The sequence below is a fragment of the Siminovitchia sediminis genome (assembly GCF_042680885.1).
Lineage (GTDB): Bacteria > Bacillota > Bacilli > Bacillales > Bacillaceae_C > Siminovitchia > Siminovitchia sediminis.
This window is the reverse complement of record NZ_JBHUEO010000018.1, coordinates 26609-33465: the sequence shown is the minus strand read 5'-3', so window position 1 is coordinate 33465 and position 6857 is coordinate 26609. Positions and strand designations below refer to the sequence as shown.

Below are 6857 nucleotides of genomic sequence, written 5' to 3'. Positions count from 1 at the left end.
TTGATTTTGTATGGAGCAACTTTATCACCGCCATATTTTGTTATTTTTATTTTAACAAATTAAAACGATGAAAGAACAAATATTATAAATAATTAAAAAGGCTGTCGAGGGTTTCTCGACAGCCTGCTATATGTCATTGCTTTTGTCCTTTCATACGCGCGGTAAGGCTTCAATTGTAGAACATCGATGCCCAATATGTATATAAGTATGCATGTTTACGGTTTCTTGGTGCAACCTAACAATAGTATCCAATAGAATACTTTGGGAGGAATTTCATGTTGAATAATAATCCGATGAAGGATAGAAAACAAGAGCAATTAGACAAGTATCGTGTTCAAAACATCGGGAAACCATTGACAACCAATCAAGGAAGGACTATTGCAAATGACAGGGAGTTATTGAAAGCTGGCGAACGTGGGCCGACATTACACGAGGATTGGCAGTACTTTGAAAAAATCACTCACTTTGTACATGAAGAGCAGCCTGAACGGGTGGTCCAATGCCCGGGGTTACAGTGCCCATGGTGAGTTTGAATGCTACAAATCCATGAAGCATGTGACTAAAGCAGGTTTTCTACAAGAATCTGGAAAAAAGACGCCTCTAACCATCCGCTTTTCAACTGTCCAAGGGCCAAAAGGTTCTTATGATACAGCAAGAGATTTACGTTGTCAGGGAGTGAAGATGTATACGGAAGAGGGAAATTACGATTTGACAACCATTGCCATGCCTATACTTATTAACTTTGACGCAATGAAATTCCCTGATGCTATGCATGCATACCAATCAAAACAGGATGATGATATCCCAACAGCTACAGGTGCCCACGACAGATTTTGGGATTACGTCGCAAATAACCCGGAAGCGATTCACATGGTCACTTGGATTATGTCTGACCGAGGAGTTTTAAGAAGTTATCGCCATATGGAATCGTGGTCGATAAATACGTATACCTTTGTGAATGAACAAGGTAAAGCCACTTATGTACGGTTTGTTTGGAAACCTGTTCTTGGTGTTGAATCTTTACTCCAAGAAGAGGCAATTAAAATTGGCGGTATTGATCCTGATTTTCATCGAAAAGATCTCCGAGAGGCGATTGACCGTGGTGCATATCCAGAGTACGAATTAGGAGTTCAACTCATTCCAGTTGAAGATGAACAGAAATATGATGTTGACATTCTTGATCCGACCAAGTTCTGGCCAGAAGAACTGATTCCAGTTGAGATCATTGGTAAGATGACGCTAAATCGCAACATTGAGAATTACCATACGGAATCAGAGCAAGTCGCGTTTAATCCCGCCAACGTTGTTCCTGGGATAGACTTTTCCAATGATCCTGTTTTGCAGGGCAGGTTAGTTGCTTATCATAGTGCACAACTTTATCGGATTGGGCCAAATTTCCAGGAGTTACCTATTAATAAACCAGTTTGCCCATTTCATAATAACCAAAGACGTGGACCTATGCGTTATCGCATCGATGTGGACCATGTGAACTACCATAATAATTCGTTGGCGGATAATACCCCGCATGAGACACCGGTCAAAGAAGGTGGCTATGAACATTATCCAAAAGAAGTAAGCGGTCACACTACAAGGAAACGAATTGATTCGGTAAATGATTATTTTTCACAGACGCGGATATTTTGGAATAGCTTAACGCCTGTTGAGAAAATGCATACCATTGAAGCGTTTAGCTATCAACTCGGTAATGTGATTGATGAATCAGTTCGTCAACAAAATGTGAATTTATTAGCCAATGTTGATGTGGAACTGGCGTCAACCGTTGCAGATAATATTGGTGTTGCCCGTCCATCAGGCAGCCATGTTCCGGTTTCTGACAGTTACCCATCTTTAAGTCAATACCATACACCTCCAAGTGCGTATACGAAAAAAGTCGGTGTACTGATTGGTGATGGTTTTAATGATCAGGAAGTCACTGAGGTTCTTAATTTCTTTGACCAGCATAAGATTTTTTACGATATCATTAGTGAAAGGCTTGGATTCGTCACTGGAGCCAATGGGGCAAAAATCAAGGTAAATAAAACGTTCCTGACTTCTGGTCCATATTTAGTTGACTCCGTTTACGTGGTCGGAGGAAATACTGCTAATGAAAAAAGGTTTACGGAAAATGTTTCAGAGTTTGTGAACATAGCCTATAAACTTTATAAGCCGATTGGTATTGCTTCAACAGGTCAAGCAATGATCGTACTGCCAGCATCAGATAACTTAGAAGGTGTCGTCATTGCAACAAAGAGTCCAAATTTCAAGACGGATTTTGTGGCGGCCATTGCGCAGTCCCGTTTCTGGAACCGGGACAAAGGGACAGGTCCCGCAACCCCAGGAATATCTGGAATAACGAAGTAATGAGATATGGAGAAGTACTCCTCCTTTTTCTGGAAAAGACCCATACATCATAAAAAATAGCTCACAGGTATGGATCAATTTCATTGTAGCTGAGGAATAATATAATGTGGTGTTGTTCATGTTTTGAACCAATTTTATAAGAGAGGTCTTTTATTAAGTTACTGAACTTATGGGAGGCCTCTCTTTTTATGTTTTAGTCATATGGGCATATATGTCCATGCCTGGTTGAATGTCACTATGTCCTATACGCTCCTGGATCTCCTTCATGTGAACATCAACTTCAATCAATATTCCTTGCCTGTATTTTTTATGCAATGGCAATTGCCAATTATTTACTGATTTATTTTAATTGAGCAGGTTCATTATTAATTGCGAGTGGTAAACGATGAAGCTTCAAACTTTAGTCCACCAAGAAAACAAGGTACAAGACCGTGAACAGACGAAGAAACCACTGAACCTATCGTTTATAAATAATACTTATGGCAAAACCCACCCAGCTTTTCAGCTGTCTGTGTCACCTTCTGCATCACTACGCCAAAATTCATACATAATTGAGAGACATAGTTTTACGATTATATCCACATTCGTTTAACTATTCATTTTAAAACTTAATGGATTTGTTTGTTCCCATGCATGCCCAGCCTGCAATAACAGTTTCTCAGAAAGATGGTTTCCGATCAATTGCATGCCCATAGGGAGCCCCTTTGAACATAGGCCCATTGGTACTGACAGACTTGGAGTACCGGTTAAATTAGCCGGTGCGGTAAATGGCAAACAGGCTTTAATAACTTCTAAATTTTGAGCAACCCAATTTTTATTAAATGCTGGTGTTGTGATAGGGATTGTGGGGCCAAGAATTATATCAATATTCTTAAAGATTTTTTTAAATGCCTTTACTAGCTTTCTCCGCGCTTGTTGTGCCTTGAGATATTGAGGTGTACTTGTCAATGAACCGGATAAGAGCAGTGCCCGAGTGTCGGTCGGGAAATCCTGCGGCTGAGTCTGTAACATGTCGTAAGTGTGGGCAGATGCTTCCCCTGGCATAATTACATAGCCGGAAAATGTAGACATCGATAATTCAGGTATCTCAATTTCCTTTATCTCCGCACCTAATGCCCTTAAGGTTGAAACTGCACGATGAAAGAGCTTTTCGATATCAGGATCTAATCCTTTTAAGAAGTAAGTAGGAATTCCAATATTTACTCCTGTAATTCCTTTTTTTAGGTTGGCGGTGTAATCTTGGGCCGGTATTTTCAGGCTAGTTGGATCTTTGGGATCGAAGCCAGCCATATAATGGAGCATAAGTGCTAAATCTGAAACCGAACGTGCCATTGGCCCTGCATGATCCAGTGACCATGCCAACGGGATAAGTCCATACGTACTAACGAGCCCATAGGTAGGCTTTAATCCGTAAATTCCACTCATGGCAGCCGGTACACGTATTGAGCCAAATGTATCTGTTCCAGTTGTAAGAGTTGCTAGTCCTGCTGCTAAGGCCGCAGCACTGCCACTGCTTGAAGCACCCGGCATATAATGGATGTTCCAAGGGTTTCGTGTGTTACCGAATAATGGATTCGTACCAGTTAATCCGGTACCAAGTGGGTGCATGTTTAGTTTTCCTAACATAATCCCACCTGCACCTAACAGTTTTTTTACTGTCGTGGCAGTTTTATTAGGAGTATATTGAGCAAATACTTTTGAGCCAGCTGTGGTTCGTATACCTTTTGTTTCGTAATTATCCTTGATACCGATTGGAATTCCGTGCAGGGGTCCCCTATATTGCCCGTGCATGATACTATTTTCTGCTTCTCTTGCCTGTTTAAGGGCTAATTCATTTAGTTTTGTAATATAAGAATTAATCTTAGGGTCAAATATCTCCATGCGATCTAATATATGTCTTGTCAATTCCACGGGTGATAGTTGCTTTGTTTGGATGATAGGTGCTAGTTCAGTAGCTGTTAAAAAGGCTATATCTGTCATCTGACAACAACCCCCTTATTAAAGATAGTATTAGAAAATGCTTGAAGAGCAGATTTAGTATGACTAATCGTAGAATGCACTGTAAATATGCGGGATGGCAGTTTCATATATTGGAATCCCCTGGAAATGTAAACTTTATCTTAAATAGTTCATTCAGGTTACCTGCTCATACCAAATTATTGTTGAAAAACAAGGGTAAGACCCTTTAGGCTCTAATGTAACCCTTATAGATGTATGTGTTTACTATATGAAATATGTACAGGAAAGTGTCGATTCAGTATGTATTTCGGAAATAAAGAAATGGTATCCAATGTTTAAATGTTTTTTTATAAGGCGGTTGTCAAATTAAGTGAAACAGTTCTTCCTGAAACGCTTCGTGTGTAGTTTTTCAATTTGAGCATTTTCTTGGCATATTCAATGGCTGTCTTGGCCTTTACTTCGTCTCTTTATAAAACCATATTTAAATGCATATGCCGGTTGCCTCTGGCTTTAGTGTACCGGATCTTTTGGGGACATCCGGAACAGTCCGCACATTTGTATTCCAGAAGATACTTGCTGCAATTACATATGAATTGATTCCGGATTATTGGTTATCGTGAGCATCAGCAGCCGTCGGAATATGATTACTTCACTATTAAAAATTTAAAGAAGGCATGGTGCATGAAGAGCTTATGTCTTCAACGGTTTGGTTAAAATAGTAAGTCGAAATGCAATCATACTGGCACATGGTCATCTTGATCATGTCGGTGTTGAAGATTTAGTACAAAGATGGGGAGTAAAAGTGTTTGCCCATCAACCAGAATTGCCTTATTTAACTGGAACGCAAAGCTACCCTGAACCCAATAGGGGGCGATTGAAGGAATCCTGGTTGCAAAAAAATGTCACCCATGTTGCAAGCCTGGTATCTGTTACTTATTTGTCGAGGAAATAACTGCTTAAAGAATATTTTTTCTACACTTTACACACCCTACCTTCATCGGAGGTGAAAAAAGTGGGAAAAGATGATAAAAAGAGTATGAACTTCGAAAATAGCGCCACCCCTCAAGATGAAATCATGAATAAGGTCAATCAGACTTATGATGAAATGGTGCAAGATGTAAAGAATTTAATTAATGAAAATGACAAGGAAAACAATGAATAATCTAACGCCAGTAATGGCGTTTTTTTTGAATCCTATGACTGCCGTAGAGATGCACAGTTATATAAAATAAAAGCACCCTGTTATTTTCTTCTTTAGGATTCAATAAACCTTAAAAAAGGAGCATAAATCTATATGGATAAAAAAGACGTAAAAAGAAACGAACCTACCGTAGCACCCAGTATGAATACCCATGATTCACTGGAAAAGAAAGCAACTAAAAAGGAAATTCAACAAGGGGATTTTACCGAAGTAACTCGACTTTATATTGATAGAACACCGGAGGATTAATGTCTTATTTTGTAACTCACGTCCGCCTGCTGCCATATTCTTACAGTGGGCACTCCCTTTTTCACTGCTAATGATGACGCTTCTGCGAAGTTCTCTTTTTAGTATCACATCTGATAGTCCAATACTGCTTAAAATAAAGTGTTCTTACCTTTCTGTGGCTGACGGGAATATTAAGTGCTTTGGAGACTTTTTTGGCATTCAGGCAGTTGGTGTAAAAACAATTTTTTCAATCGCCCTGTTTAAAGGGGAAAGACCTTCTTTAATAGGATCGCAGCCACAAGTTAGTTCAGCTTTTTTTATAAAGACACTTTTGTTCCAGCTTCTAAACTTTTTCTTGTTAAAATGCTTATCCAAAATCCCCGCAAAAAGCCAATCCTTATGTACCCCAATGACTAATTACATTTTTATTGGCATCATTACCAGAGCCTTATGATTAGGATAAATACCCACCTTTTCAAAAAAAGCGGTCAGCGTATTTTCGGTCGGAAGGTACTGAATGTTATGAATAATTCCATTTGGGCTCATAGGCAAGTTACCAAAACCAGCTTCAGGTAATAAGTTACTTGTATAAGCCGAAGGTGGTGAGAAAATGGGTAGACGAATCAAACATAGTGCAAGTGACGTGGAGGAATTAGCGAGGCTCATGCTGGCGGAAGCCATTGGTGAAGGTGCTCAAGGAATGAGCATGGTAGGAACGGTTGTAGCTAATCGAGTCGAGGCTGACTGTGCTCCTGACTTCAAAGGGCTGCGCAATATCAGACATGCGATCTATCAAACCATTCCTGGAACCGATATTCCTCACTTCGAGCCTGTCTTAAATGGAACATTGTATACACAACGTCCCACAGAAGCTGACCTCCAGAGGGCCAGGGATTTGTTACACGGATTTAGGGAGCCTCGTGCAAAAATGAACTTGTGGTTTTTTAACCCCAGTCCGGGGAAAAAGTACCGGGCTCCCTGTACCGAAACGATGCCAAGATCCCCCATGACGAAGTTTGATTTTGCACACAAAAATCATTGCTTCTATGTCGGGGTACCGGGCTACTGTCCCGAATTTTACAGATAAATTAATAAGGAGCTGATCTTC

At 40.0% G+C, this 6857-nt stretch carries 5 protein-coding genes and 1 pseudogene; 5 read left to right on the top strand and 1 reads right to left on the bottom strand.

Going from position 1 to position 6857, the window contains the following annotated elements; translation table 11 throughout:
* Positions 1 to 275: 275 nt before the first annotated feature.
* Positions 276 to 2361, top strand: a pseudogene (locus ACFSCZ_RS08165) (catalase).
* A 588-nt stretch (positions 2362 to 2949) separates the two neighbouring features.
* Here the strand turns inward: ACFSCZ_RS08165 and ACFSCZ_RS08160 are convergent.
* Positions 2950 to 4341 (bottom strand): amidase, encoded by a 1392-nt coding sequence (locus tag ACFSCZ_RS08160; RefSeq protein WP_380773382.1) that lies wholly within the window; start codon positions 4339 to 4341, stop codon positions 2950 to 2952.
* Between the two features lie 685 nt (positions 4342 to 5026).
* Between ACFSCZ_RS08160 and ACFSCZ_RS08155 the strand changes: the two genes are divergently transcribed.
* The 4 genes from ACFSCZ_RS08155 to ACFSCZ_RS08140 all read left to right on the top strand — a co-directional run bounded on the left by ACFSCZ_RS08155 (position 5027) and on the right by ACFSCZ_RS08140 (position 6836).
* Positions 5027 to 5272, top strand: a complete 246-nt coding sequence (locus tag ACFSCZ_RS08155) for an MBL fold metallo-hydrolase (protein WP_380773380.1) — start codon at positions 5027 to 5029, stop codon at positions 5270 to 5272.
* A gap of 60 nt (positions 5273 to 5332) precedes the next feature.
* Positions 5333 to 5482: a hypothetical protein gene (locus ACFSCZ_RS08150; protein WP_380773378.1), complete on the top strand. Its 150-nt coding sequence runs from the start codon at positions 5333 to 5335 to the stop codon at positions 5480 to 5482.
* Between the two features lie 132 nt (positions 5483 to 5614).
* Positions 5615 to 5770, top strand: coding sequence for a hypothetical protein (locus ACFSCZ_RS08145; protein WP_380773377.1), 156 nt, complete (start codon positions 5615 to 5617; stop codon positions 5768 to 5770).
* Positions 5771 to 6359: 589 nt separating this feature from the next.
* Positions 6360 to 6836, top strand: a complete 477-nt coding sequence (locus ACFSCZ_RS08140; protein ID WP_380773376.1) for a cell wall hydrolase — start codon at positions 6360 to 6362, stop codon at positions 6834 to 6836.
* The last annotated feature ends 21 nt before the right edge of the window (positions 6837 to 6857 follow it).